Annotated in this window: 21 protein-coding genes; all 21 read right to left on the reverse strand. The window is 67.0% G+C overall.

The window, feature by feature from the left end; genetic code table 11:
- Positions 1-56 precede the first annotated feature (56 nt).
- Positions 57-1688 (reverse strand): tRNA (N6-isopentenyl adenosine(37)-C2)-methylthiotransferase MiaB, encoded by a 1632-nt coding sequence (miaB, locus tag C7C57_RS10780; RefSeq protein WP_187976420.1) that lies wholly within the window; start codon positions 1686-1688, stop codon positions 57-59.
- Between the two features lie 112 nt (positions 1689-1800).
- A complete protein-coding gene (locus C7C57_RS10785) occupies positions 1801-2748 on the reverse strand; it encodes a regulatory protein RecX (RefSeq protein ID WP_187976421.1) in 948 nt (315 codons plus the stop codon).
- Between the two features lie 520 nt (positions 2749-3268).
- A complete protein-coding gene (recA, locus tag C7C57_RS10790) occupies positions 3269-4396 on the reverse strand; it encodes a recombinase RecA (protein ID WP_043321270.1) in 1128 nt (375 codons plus the stop codon).
- A gap of 323 nt (positions 4397-4719) precedes the next feature.
- Positions 4720-4944: a DUF3046 domain-containing protein gene (locus tag C7C57_RS10795; protein ID WP_187976422.1), complete on the reverse strand. Its 225-nt coding sequence runs from the start codon at positions 4942-4944 to the stop codon at positions 4720-4722.
- A gap of 143 nt (positions 4945-5087) precedes the next feature.
- Positions 5088-5396 (reverse strand): helix-turn-helix domain-containing protein, encoded by a 309-nt coding sequence (locus C7C57_RS10800; RefSeq protein WP_030143050.1) that lies wholly within the window; start codon positions 5394-5396, stop codon positions 5088-5090.
- Positions 5397-5567: 171 nt separating this feature from the next.
- A complete protein-coding gene (locus C7C57_RS10805) occupies positions 5568-6140 on the reverse strand; it encodes a CinA family protein (protein ID WP_187976423.1) in 573 nt (190 codons plus the stop codon).
- A complete protein-coding gene (gene pgsA, locus C7C57_RS10810) occupies positions 6137-6721 on the reverse strand; it encodes a CDP-diacylglycerol--glycerol-3-phosphate 3-phosphatidyltransferase (RefSeq protein WP_187976424.1) in 585 nt (194 codons plus the stop codon). The genes C7C57_RS10805 and pgsA overlap by 4 nt, the downstream gene beginning before the upstream one ends.
- Position 6722: 1 nt before the next feature.
- A complete protein-coding gene (locus C7C57_RS10815; RefSeq protein WP_187976425.1) occupies positions 6723-9704 on the reverse strand; it encodes a DNA translocase FtsK in 2982 nt (993 codons plus the stop codon).
- A gap of 124 nt (positions 9705-9828) precedes the next feature.
- Positions 9829-11070 (reverse strand): ABC transporter permease, encoded by a 1242-nt coding sequence (locus C7C57_RS10820; RefSeq protein ID WP_187976426.1) that lies wholly within the window; start codon positions 11068-11070, stop codon positions 9829-9831.
- Complete coding sequence (locus C7C57_RS10825; protein WP_187976427.1) at positions 11067-11840, reverse strand: ABC transporter ATP-binding protein; 774 nt, start codon at positions 11838-11840, stop codon at positions 11067-11069. Before C7C57_RS10825 ends, C7C57_RS10820 begins: the two co-directional genes overlap by 4 nt.
- Positions 11840-12847 (reverse strand): efflux RND transporter periplasmic adaptor subunit, encoded by a 1008-nt coding sequence (locus C7C57_RS10830; protein ID WP_187976428.1) that lies wholly within the window; start codon positions 12845-12847, stop codon positions 11840-11842. The genes C7C57_RS10825 and C7C57_RS10830 overlap by 1 nt, the downstream gene beginning before the upstream one ends.
- Positions 12848-13121: 274 nt before the next feature.
- A complete protein-coding gene (locus C7C57_RS10835) occupies positions 13122-14801 on the reverse strand; it encodes a ribonuclease J (RefSeq protein ID WP_030143043.1) in 1680 nt (559 codons plus the stop codon).
- 73 nt (positions 14802-14874) lie between these two features.
- The gene (gene dapA, locus C7C57_RS10840) at positions 14875-15891 is read right to left on the reverse strand and encodes a 4-hydroxy-tetrahydrodipicolinate synthase (RefSeq protein ID WP_370581409.1); all 1017 of its coding nucleotides are present in this window, start codon (positions 15889-15891) and stop codon (positions 14875-14877) included.
- A 30-nt stretch (positions 15892-15921) separates the two neighbouring features.
- Positions 15922-17520, reverse strand: coding sequence for a hypothetical protein (locus tag C7C57_RS10845; protein WP_187976429.1), 1599 nt, complete (start codon positions 17518-17520; stop codon positions 15922-15924).
- Between the two features lie 146 nt (positions 17521-17666).
- Positions 17667-18983, reverse strand: a complete 1317-nt coding sequence (locus C7C57_RS10850) for an acyl-CoA dehydrogenase family protein (RefSeq protein WP_187976430.1) — start codon at positions 18981-18983, stop codon at positions 17667-17669.
- Between the two features lie 43 nt (positions 18984-19026).
- On the reverse strand, positions 19027-20403 hold the full coding sequence (locus tag C7C57_RS10855; RefSeq protein ID WP_043321267.1) for an LLM class flavin-dependent oxidoreductase: 1377 nt from the start codon (positions 20401-20403) through the stop codon (positions 19027-19029).
- Between the two features lie 29 nt (positions 20404-20432).
- Positions 20433-22121 (reverse strand): ABC transporter ATP-binding protein, encoded by a 1689-nt coding sequence (locus C7C57_RS10860; RefSeq protein WP_187976431.1) that lies wholly within the window; start codon positions 22119-22121, stop codon positions 20433-20435.
- Positions 22118-22984 carry an ABC transporter permease gene (locus C7C57_RS10865; protein WP_187976432.1) on the reverse strand — a complete coding sequence of 289 codons (867 nt, stop codon included), beginning with the start codon at positions 22982-22984 and terminating at the stop codon, positions 22118-22120. The genes C7C57_RS10860 and C7C57_RS10865 overlap by 4 nt, the downstream gene beginning before the upstream one ends.
- A complete protein-coding gene (locus C7C57_RS10870; protein ID WP_255505661.1) occupies positions 22981-24063 on the reverse strand; it encodes an ABC transporter permease in 1083 nt (360 codons plus the stop codon). The genes C7C57_RS10865 and C7C57_RS10870 overlap by 4 nt, the downstream gene beginning before the upstream one ends.
- Entirely contained in the window at positions 24063-25694 is a 1632-nt protein-coding gene (locus C7C57_RS10875; protein WP_187976433.1) for an ABC transporter substrate-binding protein, read from the reverse strand. The genes C7C57_RS10870 and C7C57_RS10875 overlap by 1 nt, the downstream gene beginning before the upstream one ends.
- 590 nt (positions 25695-26284) lie before the next feature.
- Positions 26285-26983 carry an FAD-dependent thymidylate synthase gene (gene thyX, locus C7C57_RS10880; RefSeq protein ID WP_223144828.1) on the reverse strand — a complete coding sequence of 233 codons (699 nt, stop codon included), beginning with the start codon at positions 26981-26983 and terminating at the stop codon, positions 26285-26287.
- Positions 26984-26989: the final 6 nt, after the last annotated feature.

Genomic DNA, 26989 nt, shown 5'->3' on the forward strand with positions numbered 1-26989 from the left:
GCTCGCCTCCGATTCCGGGGCCGACTGATTCCGTGAATATTCCGAGATACTCACGCCTATCGCAGGTCGTCGTTGGTGTTGTAGATCGGCACGGTGCTGCTGGTCGAGGCCGCGACCGGCGGCCCCACACGCAGACTCGGGAACCCGAGGTTTACCGGCCCGCCGGCGGGCGAGGAGGACCCGGCCCCGGGATCGCTGGGAACCCCGCAAGACTCGGCCTGATCGCGATCCCACGCATCACCCGCGCGGGTGCGACGAATGTTCAGCAGGGTGCCCTCGGGGGCGTCGGCGATCAGGTGGAATGGCGCAGCCTCGGAGACCACCGCGGTCACCACATCACCCGGGCGGGGAATCTCCGAGCCTTCGGGCACCGAGAAGTGCACCAGGCGCGAGTCTTCGGCGCGGCCGGACATCCGTCGGGTTGCGGCATCCTTCTTGCCCTCACCGGTCGCGACCAGGATACGCACCTCGCGGCCCACCACAGCCTGGTTTTCCTCGAGCGAGATCCGGTCCTGAAGCGCGGCCAGACGCTCGTAGCGGTCCTGCACGATGGCCTTGGGGATCTGGTTCTCCATTTCCCCGGCGGGGGTGCCCGGACGCACCGAGTACTGGAAGGTGAACGCGGTGGCAAAGCGGGAGGCTTCCACCACACGCAGGGTCTCCTGGAAGTCCTCCTCGGTCTCGCCGGGGAATCCCACGATGATGTCGGTGGAGATGGCCGCGTGCGGAATCTTCTCGCGCACCTGGTCGAGGATCCCCAGGAACTTCTTGCTGCGGTAGGACCGACGCATGGCCTTGAGGACGGTGTCCGAGCCGGACTGCAACGGCATGTGCAGCTGCGGCATCACGCTGGGAGTTTCGGCCATCGCATCGATCACGTCCTGGGTGAAGGCTGCCGGGTGCGGGCTGGTGAAGCGAATGCGCTCAAGCCCCTCGATCTGGCCCGCCGCGCGCAGCAGTTTGCTGAAGGCGAAGCGGTCACCAAACTCAACGCCGTAGCTGTTGACGTTCTGCCCCAGCAGGGTGACCTCGATGGCCCCATCGTCAACCAGCGCCTGGATTTCGGCAAGAATTTCGCCCGGGCGACGATCCTTCTCCTTGCCACGCAGCGCGGGCACGATGCAGAACGTGCAGGTGTTGTTGCATCCCACCGAGATCGAGACCCAGCCGCTATAGCTGGAGTCACGCTTGGTGGGCAGCGTGGAGGGGAAGGTTTCCAGCGATTCGAGGATTTCCAGCTGCGCCTCGTCGTTGTGACGCGCACGCTCCAACAGGTTCGGCAGCGCCCCCATGTTGTGGGTTCCGAACACCACGTCTACCCACGGAGCCTTTTCCAGGATGACGTTTTTGTCCTTCTGCGCGAGGCAACCTCCCACGGCAATCTGCATGCCCTCGTGACGCTTCTTGACCGACGCCAGGTGACCCAGGTTGCCGTAGAGCTTATTGTCGGCATTTTCCCGAACCGCGCAGGTGTTGATGACCACCACATCGGGTTCCTCGCCGGCGGCGAGAACGTAGCCGGCGGCCTCCAGCGACCCACTCAGGCGCTCGGAATCGTGCACGTTCATCTGGCATCCGTAGGTACGCACCTCATAGGTACGCCGACGACCACCGGTACCAACCGCCGCCTCGGAGGGCGTGATGATGGTGGGGGTGCTGACGGGCGAGGAACTCACGGAAGTGCTCATGTGTCCATTCTACGAAACCCGGGCCGCCCGTGTGGTCGCACGACCCACCCGGTGGACAACTCTGGCCTGTGGAGGAAGGCTGGTCAACGCCCAACCTTCCCCGAAAGCCTCCCTACCGGAAGGTCACGCGTCCGCGGGACCCACGGGTTGCCAGTGCCGCCCGCACGGCTTCGCGCACGATTGATCCGGGGTATCCCCGACGGGCGAGGAAGCCGGTGAGGCGACGTTCGGCGGCGGCATCATCGATCGAGCTCATCTGCCCGACCCGCTTCTTGGCCAGCGCGGTGGCGGCGGAAAGCTCGTCGTCATCGGCAACCTCGGCCAGGGCGTCCTGAATGACCTCGTTTGGGATCTTCCGCTGCGCCATTTCCCGGGCCACCACCTGGCGGGACTTACCCTTTCGATCGTAGAGGGAGTGCTTGAGCTGTTCGGCCAGCACCGCATCATCCAGATAGCCAAGTTCGTCCAGACGTTCGGCCACGGCTTCGGCACCGTCGTTTTCCAAGCCCAGCCGCTCGACCTCGGAAATCACCTCGGCCCGGCTCAGCGCCGAGCGGGCAAGCCGACGCACAAGAAGTTCCACGGCCTCCTCGAAGGTGGGCGGAACAAACTCCTCCTCCACTTCCTCGGACTCGCCGTCATCCTCGAAGTCTTCCTCGTCCGTGTTGTCGTCCAGACCGAAACGGGTGGAGAAGCTGGGAATCTCGCTGTCGGGATACTCCTCGAAGGCCGCCGTATGCGCGGGCACGACGGCCGATGCGGCCGGATCTGCCGAATCGGCGGCGATGGTCTTGCGCGCCCGGGTCGCGAGATCGGAGACGATTGCGCGTACCGCAGGTTTCCCGGTCTCATCCGTGTCCGCCGCTACCGATGCCGCGATGACAGACGAAGAGGTCGCGTTTTCGGCCGCGGCCGAATCCGCTTCGCGAGCACCCGAGCGTATCGGTGCCGACCGCCGCCTCCCCAGTGAAATCACCGGGGCCAGCGGCTCCTCGGTCTCCGCCTCGCTAGTCTCGGCCTCGCCAGTCTCCGCCTCGCCAATCACTGCCTCGTCAGTCACCGCCGCTTCAGGCAATGGGGTGACGCGGTTCGGTGCACCCCAGGCCGGGGCGAAGGTCGGGTGAGCCGAGGCTGATGCCGCGGGCTCAGCAGACGTCGAATCCGAAGGTGCCGAGTGCAAAGGCACCGAATGCGAGGGCGCCAAGTCCGACGGCACCGATTTTGAGGACACCAAATCCGAAGGTTCCGAATCCGAAGGTTCCGAATCCGAATGTTCCGAATCCGAATGTTCCGCGGGCACCGAGGAGCCCGGAGACTCTCGCGAATCCGACGCCGCCGCGAAACCCTGGGTCGACTCTGGGGGTGTTGGTGTCACGCCCCAGGCGGGCGCGAAGGTGGGGGCAAACGCCGACGGGGCCGCGGCGTCCCGCTCCTCGGCCGAGGCCTCCCCGCGCGAACGCGAGGAGGGCCAAGACCCGAGGGAGGATACGCCGGCGGCCCCGCCGAAACGTGAGGGCCCACCGTTCTCGGTTTCGGAGCCTTCCGAGGAAGGCCCCTCATCGATGAAGCGGACCATGGGACTAGGCGCCGCGCTTGAGCGCTACCGCCGGTGCCTCGCTCGCCGGGGCGGCGGGCGCGTTCTTGGCGGCGGTGGCCTTGGCTTCGGCCGCGGCCTCGGCGGCGGCAGCATCGGCCTTGGCCTGAGCACCGGCCGCGCCGATGCCGAGCTTTGCCAGCAGCTTGTTCTCGATGTCGGCGGCGATATCGGGGTTGTTGATCAGGAAGTTACGGGCGTTTTCCTTACCCTGGCCCAGCTGGTCTCCGTCGTAGGTGTACCAGGAACCGGACTTCTTGACCAGACCGTGCTCGACACCGAAGTCGATCAGGCTGCCCTCGCGGGAAATACCCACACCGTAGAGGATGTCGAACTCGGCCTGCTTGAAGGGCGGAGCCATCTTGTTCTTGACCACCTTGACGCGGGTACGGTTACCCACGGCGTCCGAACCGTCCTTGAGGGTCTCGATGCGACGGATGTCGAGGCGAACCGAGGCGTAGAACTTCAGCGCCTTACCACCGGAGGTGGTCTCCGGGCTACCGAAGAACACACCGATCTTCTCACGCAGCTGGTTGATGAAAATCGCGGTGGTCTTGGTCTGGTTGAGGCCACCGGTGATCTTGCGCAGCGCCTGCGACATCAGTCGGGCCTGCAGACCCACGTGCGAGTCTCCCATCTCACCCTCGATCTCGGCGCGAGGCACCAGGGCGGCCACGGAGTCGATGACTACCAGGTCGATCGAGCCCGAGCGGATCAGCATGTCGGCGATTTCCAGCGCCTGCTCACCGGTGTCGGGCTGAGAAACCAGCAGCGCGTCGATGTCGACACCCAGCTTCTTGGCGTACTCGGGGTCGAGGGCGTGCTCGGCATCGATGAAGGCGGCGATGCCGCCCTGGCGCTGGGCGTTGGCGATGGCGTGCAGGGTCAGCGTTGTCTTACCCGAGGATTCCGGGCCGTAGATCTCGATGATGCGGCCGCGGGGCAGACCTCCCACGCCGAGCGCAACGTCCAGGGCGATCGAGCCGGTGGGGATGATTTCTACGGGGGCGCGCTCATCGCTGCCGAGGCGCATAACCGAGCCCTTACCGAACTGGCGGTCAATCTGGGCAAGGGCGGTTTCGAGTGCTTTTTCGCGATCCGTGGGTGAAGCCATGGCCGTCTCTCTTTCGTCTCGGTAGCGGCTGCGCGCTACGTTCGTGGGTGATGCGCCTACATACTGTCCCGAGGCGACATCTGGATGCCGTGTGCCCGCGTGGTGCTGACTTCAGCACCACCGGCACGCCCTCGGTGAACAAGGCTGGAGCGATCTGCTCCGGTTGCTTCGACTCTAGGATCACCCTCCGACACCGGGTCGAGCTGCGGTCCTATTGTGGATAACAATCCGAAGATTTCGTCCTGTGTAGGAGCATACGCCGATCCGAACGAATGTTCGAGATATTGCCCGCGGCGTGTCGAATGAGTTTTCGGATCGTTTACCTAGTCCCGCGGAGCGGGCAGGCGCACGCCGTCCCAGCGCTCGCGCGGCACCTCGTTCTCTCGGCACAGCGCCAGCCACACATCGCGTGCGGGAACCCCGGCCGACAGTGCCGCGTCTCCGGTACGGCCATCGAGGTCTCGCAGCGCCAGGTCGCGCATCAGCACGCCGCCGTATCCGGCACCAAACTCGGCGGCAATCGCATGGCGCAGTTCGCTATTTTTCACCCGTTTAGCCTACCCAACTCCCCCGACCCTGCCCCCACACGCCTCGGCACTCATTCAGCACACCCTCGGCCCACACCGAGGAGACGATGCCCGTCAACGCAAACACCCCGCACGAATTCGTGCGGGGTGTTGTGCCGGCGGGACTAGCGAATCGCGAGTTCGGCTTCGATGTCGGCCGTGAAGCTCTCCGGAATGGTGTCCGGGATCGGCGCGAGGCCCTCGATGATCGCCAGGCGATCACCAACCTCGCGCATGATGACTGAGATGGGGGTGTCGAGCGCGTCGGCTACCGAGGCGAGAATCTCGCTGGAAGCCTCCTTCTGACCACGTTCAACCTCGCTGAGGTAGCCGAGAGCCACGCTGGCCTTGCCCGCAACCTGACGCAGAGTGCGTCCCTTCTGCAGGCGGAAGTCACGAAGAACGTCGCCGATTTCCTGACGTACGAGTACCATTGGGGCCTCCCTTTCTGCCGTGCGACCCCGGATCGATTAACCCGAGGGATGATTTAGATTACTACACCGTTCCCTGGGAAACCCCGGAATCGGTGAGATCTTGCCGCACATTTGTTGACACCGAATATAACCCAGCCCCCCGGGGGTCTATTCCAGGTTATCGGCGAATCTTCAGGAATGGGCGTGTTCCCCGAGAATCCGGGCTTCTTCAAGCACCGCGCGGATCGCCTCCCGCACGCTCCACTCGCGAATCTGCGCGCGATCACCGCGGGCGTGCACCGCGATCGAGCGATCACCACGGACGCTACTGATCCCGATAAAGACGGTTCCCACCGGGGTACCGGTCTGCGGATCCGGAGTGGGTCCGGCGACCCCCGTGGTCGAAACACCGATCTGCGCCTCGCCCGCCGCGGTGGTTCCGATTCGCCGAGCCCCGCGGGCCATCTGCTCGGCCACCCGGGGATCCACCGGCCCGAATTCGGCCAGCAGCACCGCGTCCACCCCGAGCACGCGGTGCTTGAGCTCGGTGTCATAGGCGACCACTCCCCCGCGCAATACCGCCGAGGCTCCGGGAACCGAGACGATCGAGGCGAGTACCAGCCCGCCGGTCAGCGACTCGGCCACGGCGATGCTGTAGCCGCAGGCCACGACGTCGGCTAGCTCGGCTTCCCGAGACCGAGCGTCTCCAGACTCCGCCGCCCGGGCATCGGTCGGCTCCGCCGGAGACGCGGGGTGCCCGGTCATCGGCGGGCGCGTCCGCGAATCTCGGTGATGACGTAGTCGATGCCGCTGGCGATGGTGAGTAGCACGGCAATGGTCATCGTGATGATGTTTACCACGTTGACCCAGTCGCCCAGCAGCATCGGGAAGGGCAGCAGGGCCAGCGAGATTGCGACCGCCTGGGCCACGGTCTTGAGCTTGCCCATCCAGGCGGCGGCAACCACGTGGTCGCTGACCACGATCATCCGGTGCACGGTGATCCCGATCTCGCGCACCAGCACGATCACGGTCACCCACACCGGCAGCTCACCGATGATCGAAAGGGCTACCAGTGCGCCACCGGTGAGGACCTTATCGGCGATCGGATCCAGGAGCTTGCCCAGATCGGTCACCTGACCGGTGCGACGGGCGATGGCCCCGTCGATGCCGTCGGTGGCGATGGCAAAGATAAACAGTCCCGCGGCCCACCAGCGCAGCGGTCCATCGGCACCGTCATCCGCCAGCACCCACCAGATAAAGAGGGGGGCCAGCAGGATCCGGAACACGGTGATCGCGTTGGGTACGTTCCAGTTGGAGGGCACGGTGGCCGGTGTGGGTGTGGTCATGTCAGTCTCGTCCCGTCAGTCCCCAGGCGTCTTCGCCGTCTTCGTCATCGGCGTTGACCACCGGATACCCCTCGAACTGCTTCTCGACCGGGTCATCCGCGTAGCGGTCATCCACGGCGGGTGCCGCGGCGGTGTGGCTGGGGGCATCGTCATCCACCGGGCCCGGCAGCGGCAGGCCGGCCGGGGCCGCGCTGGCCGGAGCAGACGGCGCGGCGGGAGCCGCCGGCGCAGCAGTGGCGGCGGGCGGCGGAGTCTCCCCGCGCAGCAGCGCCAGGGTCCCGGGCAGCTGCTCGGCGGTCACCAGGACATCGCGGGCCTTGGATCCCTCGGAGGGTCCCACGATGTCGCGGGACTCCATCAGGTCCATCAGACGCCCGGCCTTGGCGAAGCCCACGCGGAGCTTGCGCTGCAGCATCGAGGTCGAGCCGAACTGGGTGCCGACCACGAGGGTGACGGCCTCGCACAGCAGCTCGAGGTCATCGCCGATATCCGCGTCGACCTCCTTCTTCTCGATCACGGCCTCGACGTCCTTGCGGTAGTCGGGACGCGCCTGGGCGGTGACGTGGTGCACAACCTTTTCGATCTCGTCCTCGTTGACCCAGGCACCCTGGACGCGCAGCGCCTTGGAGGCACCCATCGGCATGAACAGGGCGTCACCCTGGCCGATGAGCTTATCGGCACCGGGCTGGTCGAGGATCACGCGGGAGTCGGTCACCGAGGTTACGGCGAACGCGAGGCGCGAGGGAACGTTGGCCTTGATCAGACCGGTGACCACGTCCACCGAGGGACGCTGGGTGGCCAGCACCAGGTGGATACCCGAAGCACGTGCCAGCTGGGTGATTCGCACGATCGAGTCCTCCACGTCGCGCGGGGCCACCATCATCAGGTCGGCGAGCTCGTCCACCACGACCAGAAGATACGGGTAGGGCTTGAGCACACGCTCGGAACCGGCGGGCAGCACGATCTCGCCGCCCAGGACCGCACGGTTGAAGTCGTCGATGTGGCGGAAGCCGAAGCTTGCCAGATCGTCGTAGCGCATGTCCATTTCCTTGACGACCCACTGCAGCGCCTCGGCGGCCTTCTTGGCGTTGGTGATGATCGGGGTGATCAGGTGCGGGATGCCCGCATAGGGCGCAAGCTCCACGCGCTTGGGGTCGATCAGGACCATCCGGACCTCCTGCGGCGTCGCGCGCATCAGGAGGCTGGTGATCATCGAGTTCACAAACGAGGACTTACCCGAACCGGTGGATCCGGCCACCAGCAGGTGGGGCATCTTGGCGAGGTTTGCCACCACAAACCCACCGCCGACGTCCTTACCCACGCCGATGGTCATCGGGTGGGTGGCCTTGACGTTCACCGGGGAGCGCAGCACGTCGCCGAGGGAGACGATCTCGCGGTCGGTGTTGGGGATCTCCACACCGATCGCCGACTTACCGGGAATCGGGGCGAGGATGCGGACCTCGTTGGAGGCCACCGCATAGGCGATGTTGTTCTGCAGCGCGGTGATCCGCTCAACCTTGACGCCGGGACCCACCTCGATTTCGTACTGGGTCACCGTCGGGCCACGGCTAAAGCCGGTGACCTTGGCATCCACCTTGAACTGGGCGAACACCTCGGTGATCGCGGCGACGATCGCGTCGTTGGCGGCCGAGCGCGCCTTGGGCGGGGTGCCCGCCGAGAGGGACTGTGCCGAGGGCAGCTGATAGGGACCGCTCTGGACATCGGGGATGCCGCCGCGGGCGAGTTCCCCGGTGTCCGAACCGTCGCGCAGCGCCACCGAGGTGAGGTCCGGCAGGATTTCGGTCTGGTCGGTCGCGTCGTCCTCCCGCAGCCCGCTCGAGGCACCGGCGGCGGCGTAGCCGTCCAGGGCGGCCTCGGCGGCGGCGAGGTGGGCGATAGCTTCGGTCTGGCCGGCGGTGTTGTCGGGGACCGGAGCCACAACCTCGGGCTCCAGCGCGCTGTCAAAGCCACCGCGGGTGGTGCCACCCAGCAGCTCGGTGAGCGCATCGGAATCGGACGGGGCCGTGGTCTCGGGTGCCTCCTCACGCTTGGAGGAGTTGCGACGCCACCAGGGCAGCATGTTGGGATCGGCGATCGGATCGTCCTCGATGTCCGAGTCGCCGGCGGCTGCGGCCGAAGCCGTCGAGGCGTCGGCCTTCGCGCGCGGCTCGGTGTGCACATCGGCACCAAACAGCCAGCCGTAGAGTTCCTTGAGACGCGCACCGATGCGGTTCGGCGGGGTCTTGGTGATGATCAGCAGGCTGAGCGCCAGGACCAGCGAAAGCACGATGCCCGAGCCGATCGGGGTGAGGAGGAAGGTCAGCGGACCGCCGATCATCCAGCCGATCAGGCCACCGGCCGCCGCCAGGGCGGGCAGGCCCTGGCTGGGATCGGGCAGCGAGGAGAAGGTGTGGCAGAGCCCGGTCACCGAGATCAGCGCGATGGACAGACCGATGCCGATGCGCCCGTTATCGTGCACCGAGCTGGGATTGCGGAACAGCCACAGCGCCAGCAGGATCAGGATCACCGGCATCGCGAAGGCCACCTGGCCCACCAGTCCGCCAAAGCTCCACGCGTTGAGGTTCTGGGCCACCGGGTTGTTCACGCCGAACCAGACCACCGCGGCACCGATCACCGCGAGCAGGAAAAACAAGAACGGCACGCCGTCGCGGCGCTCCTCGGGCTCCAGTTTTTCGCTGCCGAAGGCGCGGAAGGCACCGCCGACCACGTGGGCGAGCGCCATCCAGGCCACCGCAATCGGGTTGCGTGAGGACTCGGTGGGGAATGCCACGGTCGGGGTTTGCGCGGTCTTGGACGCGCGCGAGGACGCGACCTTGGTGGTCGCGGTCGCGGGTTTTGCCGCGGCACCCTTGCCAGATTTGGCCGAGGCGCCGGCGGTGGTGCGCGCACTACCGCTCCGCGCGGTGGCCGACGTGGTGGTCGACTTCTTGCGCGGTCCGGTGGGTGTGGAACGGGTAGCCATGTTCTCTACGGTACTGCTCCCCACCGATTTTTTCCGGGATTGACGCGGAAATCCGCGGAATCACGCGGCGTTTCCTGCCTGGTGATCCCGCGGATTTCTGCGATCGCGATGCTCGGTACGAACGCTAGTACCGCAGGGCGTCGATGACCTTGACCCGGGTCGCGATGATCGCCGGGATGAGGCCGGCCAGCGCCCCCACGATTGTCGCCGCGACCATGCCGGTCACCGCGGCCCCCACCGGGAAGGCCGGGGCACCGGTACCCACCGCTCCGCCGGTGAATATCCCGTAAACGGCGGGGATGCGCATGATCAGGATCGCGATCATCACCCCGACAAATCCGGCAACCACCGTGGCGACCACACTCTCCATCATGACCGAGAAGAACACCCGGCCGGTGCTCGCCCCGAAGGAACGGCGCACGCCGATCTCGCGCACCCGCTGGCGCACCGAGACGATCGCGATGTTGACCAGGCCCAGGGCACCCAGGGTGAGAATGATCGCGCCGATCCCGAGCGAGAGCAGGCGGAAGATGACCGTGGGATCCTGGCTGGGATCCATCCCACCCTGGTTGTTGTTATAGACCTCGACGAGGAACCCGTCCCCCAGCGCTCCGGCGATGGACTGTTTGATGCGCTTGCCCAGTTCGTCCCCGATGTCCTGCGGAACCCACATCTGGTAGCGGGTGCCGCTGGCCGCCGTCAGCACGTCCTTCTCGGGTGCCACCTGACGGAATGAGGCCGTGAGGATTTTCGCTTCGGGCGGCATCCCCTCATAGATCGGCCCGTCATAGACGCCGATGATCACCAGGCGCGCGTTGCCGAGGCCGGGGCTGACGATCGTGGGGTGGGTGCGCAGGTCTGGGGACCCCAGCATCTCGTACATATTGCGGCTCACCACCAGGGCCGGTGCCAATCGCTCGCTGTCTCCGGGGGCGAACCAGGTCCCCTCCAGCATGCGCAGGTGGCGCATCACCGCGTACGACTGGTCCACAAGCTGAAGCTGCACATCCTGGGCGCCATCGCTGAATCGCATCCGCGCCGAGGCGTTGCTATCACGGGTGGCGTGGGTGATGTCCGATCGCTTCATCACGTCAAACCAGGCGCTCTCCAACCGCTCGACCTGGTCGATACGGGGCTCGTCCGTGGGCGATGCGGTGAGATCCAGGGTGGTGGGGCGTCCGGTATAGGTTTCCATCTGCTCGACCACCGTGCGCTCGGCGATGTCGGCAAACGCCATCGATACCGTGAGCGCGGTGACCGCCGCGGCCACCCCGACGAGGGAGAGCAGCACGCGCCCACGATGGACCCGCACCTCCTGGGCGGCATCGGAAAAGGCGCCGACGATGCCGGCGAAGAAGCCGTTCATGCGGTGGCCTCCGGCGTCGTGGGGTTCAGCGGGGCCGCGGTGCTCGCCGGAGCCGCGGGCAGTACCGATGCGGCCGCGACGGGAACCAGGGTCTCGGAGGTCAGGACCCCATGGTCCAGCCGGAAATGGCGGTCACTTCGGGCGGCGATCGCCGAGTCATGGGTGATCGTGACCAGCGCGGCACCGTCCTCGTGCACGATCTCATCCATCAGCGCCATCACACTGTTCCCGGTTTCCAGGTCCAGGGCGCCGGTGGGCTCATCGGCGAGGATCAGTCGCGGACGGCGAACCAGGGCGCGGGCGATCGCCACGCGCTGCTGCTCACCACCGGACAGGCTACCGGGCAGGGAGGCGAGGCGGTGCCCCAGCCCCACCCGCTCGAGCATCTCGGTGGCGATGCGGGTGCGACGCCAAAACTCACGCCCGTGCGAGTACATCAGCGGCATCAGCACGTTTTCCAGGGCCGTTCGTCCCTCCAGCAGATTGAACTGCTGAAACACGAAGCCCACGTTGTCGCCCCGCAGCCGGTCGCGGCGGCGCTGAGAGAGGCGGGATACGTCCTGCCCGTCAAAGTGCAGGGTACCGGTGGTGGGGTTGTCTAACAGGCCCAGGATGTTGAGCAGGGTGGACTTGCCCGATCCCGAACGCCCCACGATTGATACCCGCTCCCCCGAGCTCACGCTCAGGCTCACGTCGTGCAGGATGGGCAGGATGGTGTCATCGGGCAGGCGCACCGCTCGGGTGACCCGCTCCAGGTGCAGGAGGCTCACTATCCCTCCTGGGAGGTCGAGCAGGCGATGCTGCCGTCGGGCTGCTCAAAGCAGTCCTCGCCGGCGCCGCCGCCGGGGTTGGTGGGATCCTCCACCGGGATGAACTCCAGCACGCTGTCGCCCTCGGCGAGGCCCTCGGTGATCTGCACCTGTCGGCCGTCGTTGAGGCCCAGCTTGACCTCGCGCTTTTCCTGGGTTCCGTCGGCGGTTACCACCCAGACGGTGCCGCCCTGAGAGCTGCCCTTGACCGCGGTAACCGGCAGCAGCAGGGCGTTCTCGGCCGACCCACCGGGCAGCATCAGCTTGCCGCCCAGGCCCGCGAACACGCGCACGTCTCCGGGGACCGCGCAGCGCACGGTCGGGCCGCTGGGGGCCGCGCCGGAACCCGGGTTCTCGGGGGTGCTGGACTGACCCTCCAGCGGGGTGATGATGCGCAGAGCGGTGCAGGTGAACTCATCGGGACCACCGGTCACCGAGACCCGGGCCTCGGTGGGCTCCTCGGTCAGCCGGAATCGCTGTGCGGGATCGATGGTCGCGGTCACCGAGAAGGAGTCGGGTGCCACCTGGGCGACCGGGTCGCCGATGGCCACTGACTGACCCACCACCATCGGCAGCGAGCTCACGATACCGGCGGCCGGTGCGGTGACCTGGGCGGTGCGGTACTTGGGCGCGGGCGTCGTGGTGGTGGTGTTACCCTCGGCGTCGGTGCGGACGATCGGCTCCTGCTCGATCTCCTTTCGCACCGTGGCGATCACCGCCCCCGCGGCCACCTTGGCCCCCTCCTTGACGTGCAGCTCGGAGATCTCTCCGGCCAGGGTTCCGCGGGCGGGAACCGCTGGATCGGCCACGACGGTGGCCGACAGCTCGATCTGGTTGGCGATATTGCCCGTGCTCACACTGACAACCTGGTCATCAATGTTGCCGGTCGGAGCGATCGCCTCACGCCCGGTATCTTGATCGGGGAAAAATGCGATCTTCACCAGGGCGATAGCAATCGCCGCAAACACAACAATTCTTAGGCTCGGAAAAATCCAACGACGCCAGACCCCCACGGGTACTCCTCAAAAAATAGGCCCCGGATGTGAGCGGGGCGATGGCCAGGCGCATATGACGCTGCCGGATTTCCCCCTGGCATACCTGGTGTTTCCTCTTGAAACTAGCAGTGTGCGGCATGAGGTGCCCTGCGCCGCGCGGAGGATCACGACCCCCCAAATCACGTCACGGGCGGGTGCTCTCCGTGAAGAACACCCGCCCGTGACGAGATAACTATTGCGATGTTGCCTAGCCGGCGTCTACCACCAGCGGCACAATCATCGGCCGGCGACGCAGCGAGGTGGCGACCCAGCGCCCGGTCGTGCGGCGCACGATCTGGCTCAGGGCGTGCGTGTCGCGGGTGCCGTTGGAGAGGGCGTCGTTGAGGGCCTGAACCAGCTTGGGACGCACCTTGTCGAAGACGCGGGGGTCCTCGGCGAATCCGCGAGCGGAGATCTGCGGTCCGGAAAGAATCTTTCCGTTCTTCAGATCCACGGCCACCACGATGGAGATGAAGCCCTCCTCGCCGAGTACACGGCGGTCGTGCAGGTCGTCCTCGGTGATCTCGCCGACGGTCTTGCCGTCTACGTAGACAAACTTGAGGTCGAGCTGGCCGACCACCCGGGCGACGCCGTCGCGCAGGTCCACAACCGTGCCATCCTCACCGAGGATGGTGTTCTTCTCGGGCACACCGGTCTGGTTGGCCAGCTTGCCGTTGGCAAACAGGTGACGGTGCTCACCGTGAACGGGCAGCACGTTCTTGGGCTTCAGGATGTTGTAGCAGTACAGCAGCTCACCGGCCGAGGCGTGGCCCGAGACGTGCACGCGAGCGTTGCCCTTGTGGACGACGTTGGCACCGAGCTTGGTCAGCCCATCGATGATGCGGTAGACGGCGTTCTCGTTACCCGGGATCAGGCTCGAGGCCAGGATCACGGTGTCGCCCTCGCGCGGCTCGACCTGGTGGTCGCGGTTGACCATGCGGCTGAGCACGGCCATCGGCTCGCCCTGCGAACCGGTGGACATGAAGACGATCTTGTTGTCCGGCACGCCGGCGGTCTTCTTGAAGTCGATCAGCACACCGTCCGGCACCTTGAGGTACCCGAGCTCGGCGGCGATGGTCATGTTGCGCACCATCGAGCGACCCAGCAGCGCGACGCGACGGCCGTTCTGGTGGGCGGCATCCAGGACCTGCTGCACGCGGTGCACGTGGCTCGAGAACGATGCCACCACCACCTTGCCGGGGGTCTTGGCCATGACCGAGGCGAGGACCGGGCCGATCTCGCGCTCGGGCGAGGTGAAGCCGGGAACCTCGGCGTTGGTGGAGTCGGGCAGGAACAGGTCCACACCCTCCTCGCCCAGACGCGCGAAGGCACGCAGGTCGGTGATCCGGCCATCCAGCGGCAGCTGGTCCATCTTGAAGTCACCGGTCACCAGGACGTTACCGGCCACGGTGCGGATGAACACCGCGAGGGCGTCGGGGATCGAGTGGTTCACCGCGACGAATTCCAGGCCGAACGGACCCAGCTTCTCGGTCTCGCCCTCCTTGACGGTCAGGGTGTAGGGCTTGATCCGGTGTTCCTTGAGCTTCGCCTCAACGAGGGCGAGGGTCAGGCCGGAGCCGATCAGCGGGATGTCCTGACGCAGACGCAGCAGGTAGGGGACGGCACCGATGTGGTCCTCGTGGCCGTGGGTGAGCACAACGCCCACCACGTCCTGAAGACGGTCCTTGATCGGGCCAAAATCGGGCAGGATGACGTCGACGCCGGGCTGGTGCTCCTCGGGGAAGAGCACGCCACAGTCGACGATCAGCAGCTTGCCATCGATTTCGAAGGTGGTCATGTTGCGACCGACCTCACCGAGTCCGCCGATGGGGGTGACCCGCAGGGTCCCCTTCTTGAGCTTCGGCGGGGTGTAGGCGGTTACGGGCATACGCCCTCCTTATCGGGCAGCGGTGTTATTCCGCGGCCATGTTGTGTATTGCGATGCAGTGCAGCTTGGCGAACTAGCGCGTCGTGCCGTGCACCTTCGGGAGTGCGCCACCGGCCGCAGCATTACGGTCGGGGCGGAAGTTGCTCAGGTCGACACCGGGAATGGTGCCCACCAGAGCGAGGTCGTCTTCAATCTTGGCTGCCTCGAAGTCTTCGGGGCCCACCAGGGGCAGGCGGACGCGGGCGCTGTCGATGCGTCCGAGTCCCTGCAGGATGTACTTGGCCGCAACGGTGCCGGGCACGTGGGTCATCACGGCGCGCACGAGCGGTTCGAGGCTCTTGTGTGCGGCGGTTGCGGTGGCCAGGTCGCCGGCGTTGACGGCATCGACGATCTGACGGTAGGGGGTGGCGGCGATGTTGGCGGTCACGCCGATCAGGCCCGAGGCGCCGATCGAGAGGTGCGGGAGCGCGTTGGCGTCGTCGCCGGAGAAGTAGAGCAGGTCGGTCTGGTTGAGCACACGGCTGACCTCGGAGAAGTCTCCCTTGGCATCCTTGACGGCGAGGATGTTGGGGTGCTTGGCCGCCCGCAGAATGGTGTCGTACGTGATCTGGATGCCGGTACGGCCGGGAATGTCGTACAGGATGACCGGGAGGTCGGTGGCGTCGGCGATCATCCGGAAGTGGGTGAGCACACCGGCCTGGGTGGGCTTGTTGTAGTACGGGGTCACGATCATGACACCGTCGGCGCCGGCCTTCTCGCTGGCCTTGTACAGCTCGATCGCGTGGGCGGTCTCGTTGGAGCCACCACCGGTGATGATCTTCGCGCGGCCGTTCGACACCGAACGTGCCACCTCAACCAGGCGCAGCTTCTCGGCGTCGGTCAGCGTGGAGGTCTCCCCCGTGGTGCCGGTCACAACGATGCCGTCGGCACCCGCGGTGATCACATCGTCGATGTGCTTTTCGACACCGGGCCAGTCCACCTCACCGTCTGCGGTGAACGGAGTGACGAGCGCGACGAGGACCTGACCGAAGGGGTTTTCAACGTTAGACACCCCTCCAGAGTACCGGCAACTGGGCGCCGTGCGCACCATTGGCGACACACGTCCGCACGAATTACTCAGCTATCGGGTGGACACGCAGATGCTGGTCATCCCCAGAACCACGTGGTCGGCGAGGCGCTGGGCGCTGAGGCTCTGGCCGATTCCCACGCTCGAGCGCACCGCGTCGAGGTGGTCCACCTCAAACGCGTGCAGGTTGTGACCGGCGGCGTTCCACACCTGGCCCACCTTGACCAGGGCCAGCGCGTTTGCCCGCGGATTATCCGCGCCGGCGCTCAGGGTGTCGGAGTTCCAGACGTAGCTGACGCCCTTGCCGTCGGCGCAGGATACGGTGTCGATGTCGGGTTTGGGATCCGCGGTGGGATCCACGGCCCGGGCGCTGGACTGCACCAGATCGGCAAACCGGGTCTGCAGATCCTCGGGATCGATTCCGGCGATCACCGTGCCGTCGGGCACCTGTGCCTCCTCATAGTGCCGTTCGGTCCCGGGCTTGGACTGCGCCTCGGTGAGCACGCTGGAGCGCGAACCCGTGATGTTTTTGGGTTCCACCGTCGGGGCCGGCGTGGCCTGGTCGTCGTAGACCCCCGGCACGCTCCCGGTTGTGAACATTGCCGGCGCGCTCTGCCGAGCCGAGGGTTCCTCGGTGTGGAAGCTGAGCGGCACGATGATCAGCGCCAGTAGGGCCGAGACCACCAGGAAGGCCGCGGTCCCGGCCGTCCGTCGGGCCAGCAACGCCAGCAGGGCGGCCACCAGAACGATCAGCGCCAGCATGCGCACCGGGCTCAGATCCATGTGCGGCACCGTGGCGGGGGTGGTATCGATCAGGTCCAGGCCCACCAGCTCACGCGTCGCGACTCGTTGGAACCCGACCCAGGCGGCCGCCCCGCACACCAGAGCCAGCAGGATCAGCGTGCCCGATGCCAGGGTCCGCATCGCCAGGCCGGGAACCGCGCCGCGACGATCACGCCCGGCGAGGATGCCCGCCCAGGCGAAGAGTCCCACAAACAGGAACGGCGCAATCGCGTAACCGGGGGTCAGCAGCAGGAACGCGAAAAACGACATCGGGGCGCCCAGCGTGGTACACAGCAGAATCGCCACCAGCAGCGCGACCAGCACCAGGATCGTGCGCCCGGCGATGCGCCGAGTCGGCGTATCGGGGAGCCGGGTGGCGCGGCGATAGGCCAGGCCCACGAGCAGCCAGACCACCACGGCCATCCCCAGCGAGAAGATCGCCCGACGGCTGGGTTGTCCCGCGCTCACCGTGGATATCACCGGAAGGATCAGGTACGGGGTGGATACGGCCAGGCCCAGGGCCAGGGTGGTCAGCGGCACCAGCGGGGTAAACCCGCCGCGGCGGCGCTCCACGCTGCGCGCGCCCCACACGCTGATGATCGCCCCCAGCACGGTGGCGGGGATCAGGACGATGGTGTTTTGGGCATCGTCCGGGAACGGGGCAGTGGGTTCGGCCAGGAAGAGGTCAAGGCCGATCATCGCCCCAGCCAGCACCACGGCGGCGAGCGCGGCGATGGCGGCCGCGCGCAGGGCAACTTCACGGTCGAATCGGGCTAGTTGGCGCGGATCCGGGAGGAGATCGAGGGGGCCCGATCCGGTGTCCCCGGGGGTCGCGCGAGAGGCGAAACCGGGGGCGGAGATCTCGGGCATGAACACTAGGGTAACCCCGGCGCCTGGATGCTAGCCGGGACAATCCCGAACGTTCGATTGGGGGTCGAGATCGTCCGCGTCGAACCGGGATCACCGTCGCGTGGCGACGTTCTCGCCGCGACTCCATCCCGAACCTGTTCCCCCGGTTAGGCGGAGGTGGGGGTGCCCTCACCGGTGGCCCAGGTGAACAGCAGGCCGTCGCCGTTCAGCAGGTCATCACCCAGGGCGCGGGCTTGATAGATCACCGGGTTATGGGAGGAGAGCACGCGGGCGTTGCGCCAGTGCCGGTCGAGGTTGCGCTCGCGTGCGGTGGCCGAGGCTCCGCCCACCTCAAACAGCGCGGTGGTCGCCCGCAGCACCAGGTCGGGAACCTGGAGCTGGGCGCGGATCGCCGCGGTCTCGGCGGCACGGATTGCCCGGGTGGACTCCGCGGGCAGCTCCCGCGCCGAATCCGCGGCGCTCGCCGCCTCGAACAGGGCCAGGTCCGAGGCCTCCCCCACCTCGGCCGCGGCGGCAAGCACCGCAGACTCGGCGGCGAACACCAGCCCGGAAATCTGCCCGATCACCTGCTGCACCAGCGGATCCTCGCGGGCACTGGTCCCCACCCCCTGGCTGTAAACGCGGGTACGGGAGGCGACAAAGTCCCGCGCATCGCGCAGGGCGGCCCGCCCGATACCGGCGATGCTCGCCAGCAGCACAAGCTCCAGGAACCCGGTGATGTGGCTGGGCGTGGATGCGTGGGCCACATCGATGTGCTCGGGATCGATGGTCACGTTTGTGAACACCGTGGTCCCGCTCCCGGTGAGGCGCTGCCCGAACCCGTCCCAGTCGTCGCGGCGATCCACACCCGCGGCGTCGGCGGCCACCGTGACCGATACCTGTTCGCCGGTTTGGGCATCGGTCGCGGTTACCAGGATCCAGTCGGCATAGATCGACCCGGTGCTGTAGTGCTTGGTGCCGTCCAGCCGTGCCCGGCCGTTCTCGCGGCTCAGGGTGGTCTGATAGGTGCCCACCGCGGCGGCGGAACGTTCATGGGTCGCGTTACCAAACACCGCGCCGCCGGCGATCTGCCGCAACCAGAACGCGCGGCGCTCGCCGGGTTCGCGCACGAGCCAGGACTCCACCGTGGTGAAGTGAGCACGCAGGAGCTGGGGCAGGTTGGAATCGGCCTCGGCGAGCAACACCAACAGCTCGAAGAACTCCACGGTGGAGGCCCCCAGCCCGCCAAACTCGACCGGGACCTGCACCGCCAGGAACCCCGCATCCCGCAGCCACTCAACCTGATCGAAGGGCAGGGTGCGCTCGGCTTCCCGGGTCGCCGACTCGGCGGCGATCCGGGCGAATACCGGCGCGAAACGCGCGTGCAGATCGCGCCGGTGCGCGGCGGCGGCCAGGCGCGCGGATGCCCCGGCCAAGGCGGTGTCGGTCTCGCGGGCGGCGTGGGACGAGGTGGGCGTGCTCATGGGAATCTCCGAGGGATTGAGGGAAGTGGAACCGCGGTGACGACTACTTATCCCCGAAGGCACCGCGATAGGCGGCCGCGGGGTGGGTGTCCGGCAGCTGGCTGCCCTGACCCGGGAACAGTCGCTCGCGCAGGGTGTGCTCGGTGTACTCGGTGCGGTAACGGCCGCGCTTTTGCAGCTCGGGCACCAGCAGCTCAACCACGTCGGTGAAGGTTCCCGGGGAGAGGTACTGCACCAGGTTAAATCCGTCGACGCCGGTGACCTCGGCGATCTCCTCGATCCGGTCGGCCACCTGCTCCACGGTGCCCGAGACGAAGAACTCGTCGCCGCGGGGGTCGTTGAGCTTGTCGATGATCGAGGTGGCACCGTTGGCCTTCGCGTCGCGGGTGTGCTCGGCCTCGGCGGATTCGATGTGTCCGCGTCCCTTATATTCGAGCTTTTCGTTGTTGGCCACGGCCGAGAAGTCGATCCCGGTGCCGCCACCCAGGTGCACCAGGTATCCGTGCACGTCGCGCAGGGCCAGCACCTCCTCGGTTTTGCGCTTGGCCTCGGCCTCGGTCTCGCCCAGCACGATGTTGATCGAGGCGAGCGCCTTGATCGCGTCGCGTCCGCGGCCCACCTGCTCGGTCAGCTCGCGCAGGTCGGCCACGTTCTTGGCCACCTCGGCGAGCGTGCGTGAGGACACAAACACGCCCTCGGCGTTATTGGCGGCAAACAGCTTGCCGGCGCCGGAGGATCCGGCCTGGTAGATCACCGGGGTGCCCTGCGGGCTCGGCTCGGACAGGTGCGGACCGTCCACGGTGAAGTACTTGCCCACGTGGCCGATCTCGTGCACCCCGCGCGGGTTGGTGTAGATCGCCCGCTCGCGGTCGCGGATCACCGCATCCCGGTCCCAGGAACCCTCCCACAGCTTGTAGGACACATCGAGGAATTCCTCGGCCACCTCGTAGCGCACGTCGTGGGTGACCTGCTCGCTGAGCCCAAAGTTCTTGGCCGCATCGGGCAGATAGCCGGTCACCACGTTCCAGGCCAGGCGGCCCTTGGTCAGGTGGTCGAGGGTCGAGAGGCGGCGGGCGTTGGCGAAGGGCGACTCATAGGTGGTGGCAAAGGTCACCGCGAAGCCCAGATCCCTGGTGGCCGCAGCCATGGCCGGGACGATCAGGTAGGGATCGTTATTGGGGATCTGGATGCCGCGCTCAACCGCCGCATCCCGGCTTCCGCGATACACGTTATAGGTGCCCACCACGTCGGCGATGAACATCGCATCAAACAGGCCGCGCTCGAGCAGCTGGGCGGTCTCAACCCAGTACTCGATGTCGGTGTACTCGTGACGGCGGTTGTCGGGGTGCACCCAGAGACCGTGATTGATGTGGCTCACGGTGTTCATTTCGAAGGCGTTGAAGTGCAGCTGCTTGGACATAGAAAAGCTTCCTTGCGGGGATCGGGGATCTAGCGGGTGTGCGGGGGCAGGCTCGGGACGGAGGCGAGCAGGGTCTGCGTGTAGGTCTGCCGGGGGTTGGTGAAGACCTCGTGGGCGCTGCCGGTTTCGACCACTTCGCCGTCACTCAGAACCAGAACCCGATCACTCACGTGGTGGATCACACCCAGATCGTGACTGATGAACAGGTAGCTCAGCCCGAAGGCCGTCTGTAGATCGGCGAGCAGGTCGAGGACCTGCGCCTGGATCGAGACGTCGAGCGCCGAGACCGGCTCATCGAGCACCAGGATACGCGGTTCCAGGGCAAGCGCGCGAGCAATCGCGACGCGCTGACGCTGCCCGCCGGAGAGCGTAAGCGGATGCCGGTCGAGCACGGCCGCGGCCAGGCCCACCTGTTCGGCCAGCTCGGCGATGCGCGCCGGATGACCGGCCCGGTCGGTTCCGGCGGCCCGCAACGCATCGCGCAGGATCTTCTGCACGGTGAAGCGCGGGTCAAAGGAGCTCAGCGGATCCTGATGCACCACCTGGATCTCGCGGCGGAACGGTGCCCGTTCGCGCTCGCTCAGACCGGTCCAGGCATGGCCGCCGATGGAGACGGTCCCGGCCGTGGGTTCGGTCAGGCCCAGCGCGATCCGCGCGGTGGTGGACTTGCCCGATCCCGACTCCCCGACGATGCCCAGCGTGGTGCCGGTTTCCAGGGTGAAGGAGACGTTGTTCACCACGGTGCGGGTGATCCCGTCGGGCCCGGTGTAGTCCTTGCGCAGGCCCACGGCCTCGATGGCCGGGGCACTCGGGTCGAGTTTCGCGGCCCGTTCGGTCCGCGCGATCGCGGTCACCGGGGCGGCGGCGGAGAGCCGGGTGCCCTTGGCATGGGCGCGCGGGACCGCGGCAAGCAGCGCCTTGGTGTACGCGTGCTGCGGATCGCCGAACACCTGCTCCACGGGTCCGGATTCGACGATCCGGCCCTCCTTCATGACCGCCACCTCATCGGCCACGGCCGAGACCACGGCGAGATCGTGGGAGATCAGCAGGACCCCGGCACCGTCGGCCTTGAGCGAGGCGAGCAGGTCCAGGATCTGTGACTGCACGGTCGCATCCAGCGCGGTGGTGGGTTCGTCGGCGATGATCAGCTCGGGATTCAGCGCGGTGGCCTGGGCGATCAGCGCGCGCTGGCGCAGGCCGCCGGAGAGCTCCCCCGAACGCTGCCGGGCGCGCAGCTCGGGCTCGGGAACCCCGGCGCGGGTCAGCGCCTCGATCACCCGGGCGTGCCGCTCGGCCTTATCGCCGAAACGGTGCAGCTTCAGGAGCTCCTCGATTTCGGCCCCGACCGTGCGGAGCGGATCGAGGGACACCAGCGCATCCTGCAGCACAAAGCCCACGTGCTTGCCGCGGATTCCGCGCCACTGCTTATCATTCAGCTTGCGCACGTCGCGGCCGAGGATCTCGCGTCGGTCGGCGAGCACCCGGGCACCGTCGCCGCTGAGGCCCAGCAGGCTGCGTGCGGTCACGGTTTTGCCCGAGCCGGATTCGCCCACCAGTGCGAGGCTGCGTCCGCGGTCGAGGCTCAGCGAAACATCGTGGACCACGTCCACGCGGCCGCGGCCCACCGCGAAGGAGATGTTGAGGTTCTCGACCCGCAGTAAGGGGGAAGCCGCGGGGGTCTCGGCCGGAGTGTCGGTCGGGGTCAGGATCTGGGTCATCGGGTTACTCCGTCGGTCCGGCGCTGAATGTAGCGTCCCAGTACGGTGGTGACCAGGGCGGTCACGGTGATGGCGAGGCCCGGGAACACGGCGATCCACCAGGCCAGCTGAATGAAGTTGCGACCGTCGGCCAGCATGGTGCCCCACTCGGCGGCGGGCGGCGCGGCCCCCAAGCCGAGGAAGCTCAGGGCCGAGGCCCAGACGATCGCCTGGCCCACGCCGAGGGTCGCGAGAATCAGCAGCGGGCGCACCACGTTGGGCACAATCGTGTGCCACAGCCGGTGCCGGGGTCCCCAGCCGAGCGCCAGGGCGGCCTCCAGATAACCGGATCCGGCCACCTTGACCGTCTGGACCCGCAGGATCCGCGCGTAGCCCGGGGCGGTCCCGATCCCCACCGCAAACACCAGGGTGGTCACCCCGGTCCCGGCAATCGCGATAAACAGCAGCGCGAGCAGCAGGCTCGGGAAGGCGTAGAGAACCTCGATGATCCGGCTGATCACCGCGTCGATGCGCGGACCGGACAGGGCCGCGGTGATGCCCAGCAGTCCGCCGATGATCAGGCCCACCAGGGTCGCGCCCACCCCCACCACGAGCGACTGGCGGGTGCCCTCGATGATGCGGGAGAAGATGTCGCGGCCGGACTGGTCGGTCCCAAACAGGTGCTGCGGGCTCGGCGGCAGCAGGTTGGCCTGCGGATCCACGCCGAAGGGATCGTGGCTCTGCAACAGGCTCGGCCAGATCGCCGCGAGCAGGATGACCGCCAGGATCACCGCCGCGATGATCACGGTGATCGGGGTGCGGGCCAGCTCGGCGAGGAATCGGTTCCGCGAACGTGCGGTCACCGGGGCACTCAGGACACTCATGCTGCGGCTCGCTTTCGAATCAGGCGCGGATCCACCACGCGCACCAGGAGTTCCACCAGGATGTTGACCACCACGTAGACCAGCGCGATGAACACCACCACGGCCAGGACCACCGGGGTATCGCGGGCGACGATCGCATCCACCAGGGCCCGGCCGAGGCCCTGCCGGGAGAAGATGACCTCGGCCACAACCGCACCGCTGATCAGCGACCCGACGGCCCAGCCCGAGAGTTCCAGGCCCGGCAGCAGGGCGTGGCGCAGCGCGTGCCGGATCCGCACCCCGGTGGTGCTGGCTCCGCGGGCGCGGGCCGAGAGCACGAAGGGCTGATCCAGCGCCTCGGCAAACGAGGACCGGGTGACCTGGGCGAGGAACCCGGCGAGTGGAATCGCCAGGGCGAGGGCCGGGAGCACCAGCGCCCGCAGGTCGGCGTTTCCGGCGACCGGGAACCAGCCCAGCGTGAAGGAGAAGACCACCAGCAGGATGATGCCGATCCAGAACGGTGGGATCGCCGCAAACAGCACCTCGACCGCGTTGCCGATCGCGTCGGCCACGCGCCCGCGGCGCACCGTGAGCAGGGTCAGCGCGAGCGAAATTAGCCAGGCCAGCGCCACCGAGGCGAGGGTCAGCTGGAGGGTGGGCCAGATCTGCGGGCCCAGGTACTCAAGCACCGGGCGCTTGAAGATATAGGAGGTTCCCAGATCCCCGCGGAACACGCCCGCCAGGTAGTTGAAGTACTGCTGATACACCGGCAGATCCAGGCCGTACTGGGCGCGCACCGCGGCGACGGTGGCGTCGCTCGGGGCAGCCCCTCCCCCGCCGAGGATCGCCAGCACCGGGTCACCCGGCACCAGCTTCAGCGCGAAGTAGGTGAGGGTGACCACGGCGAACAGGACCGCGAGGGCCCCGAGGAGGCGGGCACCGATTCGCCAGGCCAGGTTCGGACGCGAACCGCGGCCCGCGGCGGGCGCGGATAACCCGGCGGCCGAAGCGGCGGCCGAAACCCGCACCGACTGGGCGTCCACGCCGGGATCGGCGATCTCCGGGACCGGGCCCGAGCCCGGCGAAACGGTGCCGGACACTACTTCGCCACCGCCTGAGCGTCGTAGAGATAGGGCAGCTTGAGCGAGGGCTCCACCACCACGTTGGTCACCTTATCCTTGCGGCTGGCCAGCTGGGTGCTCTGGTTGTAGAGCGAGAGGCTGATCGCCGCATCGTCGATGATCTTCTGCGCCTTGTTGTACAGCTCGCCGCGGGTGGTGTCATCCGAGGTGGCCAGGGCCTGATCGAGGATGCTGTCCAGATCCGGGTTGGCATAGCCGGCCCCGTTGGGCACAAATCCGGCGGATTCGCGGGCGGCGCTGGAGAAAACGATCCGCAGCACGTCGGCGGTGTTGGTGTTCCAGTAGCCCACCCGCAGGTCGTAGTCGAAGGTGTTGCCCCGCTTATTGGCGGTCGCGTCATCCACGTTTTCGATCTTGACCTCGATGCCCGCCTTCTTTTCATTGGCCTGGATCTGGGTCAGCAGCTCGACCGTGGCGGCGGGCCAGCTGGTGGGGGTCAGCGGGAGCACGGCGGTCAGGCGGGTGCCGTTCTTGGTGCGGTACCCGGCCGAGTCGCGCTCGGTCCAGCCCGCCTGATCCAGCGCATCATTGGCCTTCTTCAGGTCAAACGCGTAGGTCTTTTCATAGTCCTTGTCATAGAACCGGGTGACCGAGCTCAGCGGACCTCCGGCATAGGATGCAGTGCCCAGGAATGCGCTCTTCACGCTGGCCTCGGTGTTCGAGGCGGTGAGGAAGGCGCGGCGTACGGCCTCGTCGTTGAACGGTGCCCGGGTGGTGTTGAGCTGGAGCGCGGTCGGGTTACCGGGACGGTCGGTTAGGCTCAGCGCGATCGTGCTGTCGGCCTTAGCCTCGGCGAAGTTCTCCGGCGGTAGGAAGTCGATGATGTCGGCTTCCCCGGTGCGCAGCGCGCCGTAGCGGGTGGCGTTTTCGGGAATGATCTTCCAGGTGATGTTCGCGATCTTTGCCGGGCCCTTGTTCTTGGCAAACGGCGGCGGGCTGTTGTACCCGTCGTTGCGCACCAGCTTGACCTCCTGCTGCGGGGTGTAGCCCACGATCTTGAAGGGTCCGGATCCCACCGGCGAGGCGCAGTTTTCGGCCTGCGGTCGGGCCAGGGCGGTGGGCGACTCGATGCCGAGGAAGGGCTGGGCGAGCACCTCGAGGAACGCCTGGTACGGCTTGTTCAGGGTCACCACGGCGGTGGTCGGGTTTTCCACGTCGGTCTTCACGTACTGACGCAGGTAGCCCCCGGCGGTGCCGGACTGGGTGGCCGGGTTGACCATGTGGTCGAGGTTGGCCTTGACCGCCGCCGCGTCAAACGGGGTGCCGTCGGTGAACTTCACGTCGTCGCGCAGGTGGAAGGTCCAGGTGAGACCGTCGGCGCTGGTCTCCCAGCTTTTGGCGAGCCACGGGTGGATCGCGCCCTTATCGTCCTGAGCCACCAGGGAGTCGAGGTACTGGGCGGCGATCGTGGCCTGCGGCATGTCGCCTCCCACGTGCGGGTCAAGGCAGGTGATGTCCTTACCGGTGGCGTAGGTGATCGAGCCGCCATCAACCGGGGCGGCATCGCTCGGGGCCGAGCAGCCGGTCAGGGCCAGCGCCGACACCGCGATCAGCGCGGGGAGGGCAAGGAGGGTGGTACGTCGAGACATCGGGATACTTTCTGGGGAGGGGTGGAGTCCAGGGCGTCGCGAAGGGGGCGCGGCAGGGTGCACCAATGAGCACGTTCGCGGTGTGGTCACGCGAGTGAGCGAGGATGATGCAGCGCAGGGTGCCCGAAGCGGGCGATGCTGCGACGGCGGCCGAAACCGCAGAGACGGTCTGCCGGGCGGGGACGGCGCGGCGAGGGAGCGGGGCGATCCCGCTACGGCATGAGTGCCAGACAACAGAGACGCGAAAGCGCTCGTGCTGGCATCATGTTCTGCGGGGTCATAGCGCCACGGTACCAGCCCCTCGGGCGGGGGTCATTTTGGCGTGACGGAGTATGACGTCCCGTTGCAATAGATGACGTTATCTACCCCGGAGGGCGTGGAGATTTCTTGGCTAAACGCCGAAAACACGCGGATTTTCGCGATTTTGTTCGGGTTCCGTGATTATTACGCGGCGGTCGCGTGCCCGACTCCGTGCGGGCTCGGACACGTCCCGGCAGACCCTCGATCATGCACCGACTGCCCGGGGCCGCACCCCAAAATACAGAACGACCCCCGGACGATGTCCGGGGGTCGTTTGGATCCGCGTGTCCCTACGGGGCGACGCGGCCATTCTTGTTGAACGCCTCATAGGTGAGCGGCATGAGCTCGGCGAAGAAGTTCTCCATCTGCTCGGCACACATCTCGATCTCGCGCTGCGGGAACGAGGGGAAGTGGGTGCCCTCACGCTTGGTGCGCAAGCTGAGGAAGTTCATCAGCGAGCGTGCGTTCACGGTCACATACATCGAGGAGTACAGGTTCAGCGGCAGCACGATGCGGGCAACCTCGCGAGCCACGCCGGCCTCCAGCATGCGCTGGTAGGACTCGTAGGCGGCGATCGACTGGGCCTCGGCCTCGGCCTGCACCAGCGCGGTCTGCTCGGGGGTACCGGGCAGGAAGTTGTAGGCGCCGGGCTTACCCTCCTGGACCAGGTCGCGCTGCTCGTTGGGCACGTAGAAGGTGGGGTTCAGCTGACGGTAGCGGCCCGACTCTTCGTTATAGGAGGCCATGCGGTGACGCATGAACTCGCGGAACACGAAGATCGGTGCCTGCACGTAGAAGGTCATCGAGTTGTGCTCAAACGGGGAACCGTGACGGTCTCGCATGAGGTAGTTGATGAGACCGCGGTCGCGGCTCGTGGCCTCGTCACCGCTCTGGGCGGATTCGAGGGTCTGCTCACCCTGGGTGGACACCCGGGCTGCAAACAGGACATCGGCGTCACTGGCGTTTGAACGAACCAGTTCCACCGTCATTTCGCT

This window comes from Mycetocola sp. JXN-3 (assembly GCF_014522285.1).
GTDB lineage: Bacteria > Actinomycetota > Actinomycetes > Actinomycetales > Microbacteriaceae > Mycetocola > Mycetocola saprophilus.

Bases quoted from the DNA above. Each gene is read 5' to 3' on its own strand.
- miaB (WP_187976420.1), bottom strand. From the start codon at position 1,688: ATGAGCACTTCCGTGAGTTCCTCGCCCGTCAGCACCCCCACCATCATC.
- recA (WP_043321270.1), bottom strand. From the start codon at position 4,396: ATGGCTTCACCCACGGATCGCGAAAAAGCACTCGAAACCGCCCTTGCC.
- C7C57_RS10800 (WP_030143050.1), bottom strand. From the start codon at position 5,396: ATGGTACTCGTACGTCAGGAAATCGGCGACGTTCTTCGTGACTTCCGC.
- C7C57_RS10805 (WP_187976423.1), bottom strand. From the start codon at position 6,140: ATGACCGGGCACCCCGCGTCTCCGGCGGAGCCGACCGATGCCCGGGCG.
- pgsA (WP_187976424.1), bottom strand. From the start codon at position 6,721: ATGACCACACCCACACCGGCCACCGTGCCCTCCAACTGGAACGTACCC.
- C7C57_RS10815 (WP_187976425.1), bottom strand. From the start codon at position 9,704: ATGGCTACCCGTTCCACACCCACCGGACCGCGCAAGAAGTCGACCACC.
- C7C57_RS10820 (WP_187976426.1), bottom strand. From the start codon at position 11,070: ATGAACGGCTTCTTCGCCGGCATCGTCGGCGCCTTTTCCGATGCCGCC.
- C7C57_RS10835 (WP_030143043.1), bottom strand. From the start codon at position 14,801: ATGCCCGTAACCGCCTACACCCCGCCGAAGCTCAAGAAGGGGACCCTG.
- dapA (WP_370581409.1), bottom strand. From the start codon at position 15,891: ATGGTGCGCACGGCGCCCAGTTGCCGGTACTCTGGAGGGGTGTCTAAC.
- C7C57_RS10845 (WP_187976429.1), bottom strand. From the start codon at position 17,520: ATGCCCGAGATCTCCGCCCCCGGTTTCGCCTCTCGCGCGACCCCCGGG.
- C7C57_RS10850 (WP_187976430.1), bottom strand. From the start codon at position 18,983: ATGAGCACGCCCACCTCGTCCCACGCCGCCCGCGAGACCGACACCGCC.
- C7C57_RS10855 (WP_043321267.1), bottom strand. From the start codon at position 20,403: ATGTCCAAGCAGCTGCACTTCAACGCCTTCGAAATGAACACCGTGAGC.
- C7C57_RS10860 (WP_187976431.1), bottom strand. From the start codon at position 22,121: ATGACCCAGATCCTGACCCCGACCGACACTCCGGCCGAGACCCCCGCG.
- C7C57_RS10865 (WP_187976432.1), bottom strand. From the start codon at position 22,984: ATGAGTGTCCTGAGTGCCCCGGTGACCGCACGTTCGCGGAACCGATTC.
- C7C57_RS10875 (WP_187976433.1), bottom strand. From the start codon at position 25,694: ATGTCTCGACGTACCACCCTCCTTGCCCTCCCCGCGCTGATCGCGGTG.
- thyX (WP_223144828.1), bottom strand. From the start codon at position 26,983: ATGACGGTGGAACTGGTTCGTTCAAACGCCAGTGACGCCGATGTCCTG.